Genomic DNA, 2,573 nt, shown 5'->3' with positions numbered 1-2,573 from the left:
GGAGACGCAGGATGTTTTGACAGCCGTCAAGAAACCGGCGCCACCATGCTGGGTCTATGGCAACCCCGTGGTCGGTCTTGCCTCGGGCTATAAGCCGGTGGCTGTCAACATGGACCCGATCCAGTCGGCTGTACTGATTCTGGCTGACATCGGAACGGTCAAGGACGGCAAACCGGTCGAGTTGAAGACGCTCCCTCCCGCTGATCAAGCCAAAGTGCTCGCCAAGCTCAAGACGACCAGTTGCTTTGGCATGAAAAGCGGTGTGACCACATCGCTCGTAAAAGCCGAGAATTTTTGCGGCACGGTGGTCGAAATATTGCCTCAACAAGGGCTGGGGCAAAGCTACTTGCCGACCAAAGCGGCATTTCATTGGCAAGCGGACCGGTGGGCCGGTCTGATTACCCGGCTACAGAGCGCACAGGCTGCCACCATGAAAAGCCACCACGGTACCGATGAGCGCATCCATATGGCGCAACTGGTCATTGTGCCGACCGCCAACGCGAGTTGGGGCTACGGGCTGTAKGTTCACCCTGGCGCTCCAGCAGATGTGACTAAAAAAGCGGCTACTCTGTTCGACTCCCTCAAGAACGCAAACCCACTCCTGTTAAAGGCGTTGGACCTTGGGGCCAAGTTCGATTTCGACACTCCTTCGGACGCGGTGGTTGAGGCCATGAAGAAATCGTTGGCCTTTGGACCTTGAGTCGGATCGTTTTTTAGGCTTGCCGCAGCTCGCGGCACCAGGAAAAGCCGTTGTGCGCCGCAGCAATTAGATGAGGCCTGATTGGCTGTCACAGTCCTGTCGGTGCCAAACCCAAAGCCCGGCCGTTACCGGGCAATCAGGCCGCGAGCTGAAGGCGCACCTGTCCGCGCTCTTCGTCCATGGTTTTTGCGAGCAGCTTGACCAGGGCATATACCGTGTCGATGTGCGGCGTTGGTGTTTGCGTAAGACGTCCCAGTTCGACTACTGAACCCACCAGGGCATCGATTTCCGGGGCTCGGCCGGCTTCGATGTCCTGCAGCATGGATGTTTTGTGCTTGCCTACTTTCTCAGCGCCGGCGATACGCTTGTCCAGCGTGACGCGAAACTCGATGCCCAGCTTGTGCGCGACTTCCTGCGCCTCGCGCATCATGTTGGCGGCCAGGTCGCGCGTCAGCGGATACTGGCAGATGTCCACCAGTGTGGAATGGGCCAGGCTGCTGATGGGGTTGAAAGTGAGATTGCCCCAAAGCTTGAGCCAGATCTCCGATCGGATGTTGTCCAGAACGGGCGCCTTGAACCCCGCGTTGCCAAAACATTCTGAAATTCGCGTGACACGTTCGCTGATTGAGCCGTCAAGCTCGCCGACCGGAAAGCGGTCGCCTTCGATATGTTTCACGACACCTGGCGCCACAAGTTCAGAGGCCGGGTAGACGACACAGCCGATGACGCGCTGCGGAGGGATCATTTTTGACAGCGTACCRCTGGGGTCCACGCTATGGACTTGGCCTCCTTCAAACGGGCCACCATGATTATGGAAGTACCAGTAGGGGATGCCGTTTTGCATGGTGACGACTGTGGTGTCACGCCCAAACAGCTTGGGAAGATCGTTGGCTACAGCCTCTACCTGATGTGCCTTCATGGCCAGGATCACCAGATCCTGCGGGCCGGCTTCTGTGTAATTGTTGGTCGCCTTGACATTTTCCGCAACGTGTTCGGTGCCATCGTGCATGATCAGCTTCATGCCCTTTTTACGAATAGCATCCAGGTTGGCGCCCCGTACGATGAAGGTCACGTCCTCACCGGCCAAAGCCAATTTCACACCCACATAACCGCCGATGGCCCCGGCCCCAATGATCGCAATCTTCACACCCGTACTCCTGGTAAAAAACGTTATTCGAATCGGTTGCTGAGCCTGCCGATACCGGCAATCTCCACTTCGATCGTGCTTCCCGGTTTCATGGATCCCACGCCGATTGACGTACCGCACAGGATGATATCGCCTGCATAGAGTGTCATGTCCTGGGATATCAAGCTCACCAGCTGCTTCACTGAAAAGCGCATGTCGCTGATGGGATAGTCCTGGCGGATCTCGCCGTTGAGGATGGTTTTAACTACCAGTTTGTCTGGATCAAGACCTGTGGCCACGACGGGACCGAAGGGGCAGAAGGTATCCAGCCCCTTGGCGCGTACCCACTGGGCAAACGAGGCATCACGGTTCAGTATGTCGGCGACCGTTACGTCGTTGGCGCAGGTGTAGCCGAACACATGATCCATCGCATCGTGCTCGGGAACCTGCTTGCATGTTTTGCCGATCACGATGCCCAGTTCGCCTTCAAAAACTACTTTGCCATTGCATGGGGGCTTGAGGATGGTTCCGTTTGGATCCAGGTAGGAGTTCGGCGCCTTGATCAGGTAGAGCGGCTCGGCTGGCACAGCCAGGTTGAGTTTTTGACCCAGGGCGTGGAAGTTGTTCCACATCGCGATGACTTTGCTTGGCCGTACCGGCATCAAGAGCTCGACGCTGGTCAGCGGCAGCACCCGGTCCGTGGGTGTCGCACCGGAGAATATGTCGCCCTGGCAAACCCGGATGTTC

At 57.3% G+C, this 2,573-nt stretch carries 3 protein-coding genes; 1 reads left to right on the top strand and 2 read right to left on the bottom strand.

Going from position 1 to position 2,573, the window contains the following annotated elements:
• A partial coding sequence (locus AC1D1X_RS20625; RefSeq protein WP_477699040.1) for a hypothetical protein occupies window positions 1–700 on the top strand: 700 nt, incomplete at its 5' end.
• Between the two features lie 136 nt (window positions 701–836).
• On the opposite strand, the gene AC1D1X_RS20620 is transcribed toward AC1D1X_RS20625, so the two are convergent.
• Both AC1D1X_RS20620 and AC1D1X_RS20615 read right to left on the bottom strand, forming a co-directional pair.
• A complete protein-coding gene (locus AC1D1X_RS20620) occupies window positions 837–1,847 on the bottom strand; it encodes a 2-dehydropantoate 2-reductase (protein WP_477669193.1) in 1,011 nt (336 codons plus the stop codon).
• Window positions 1,848–1,870: 23 nt separating this feature from the next.
• On the bottom strand, window positions 1,871–2,573 hold a 703-nt coding region (locus AC1D1X_RS20615; RefSeq protein ID WP_477699039.1), incomplete at its 5' end, for a fumarylacetoacetate hydrolase family protein.

The sequence above is a fragment of the Polaromonas sp. P1_G4 genome, from assembly GCF_056405475.1.
Note: the sequence above shows the minus strand (reverse complement) of the source record. Positions and strands in the feature narration are given on the sequence as shown.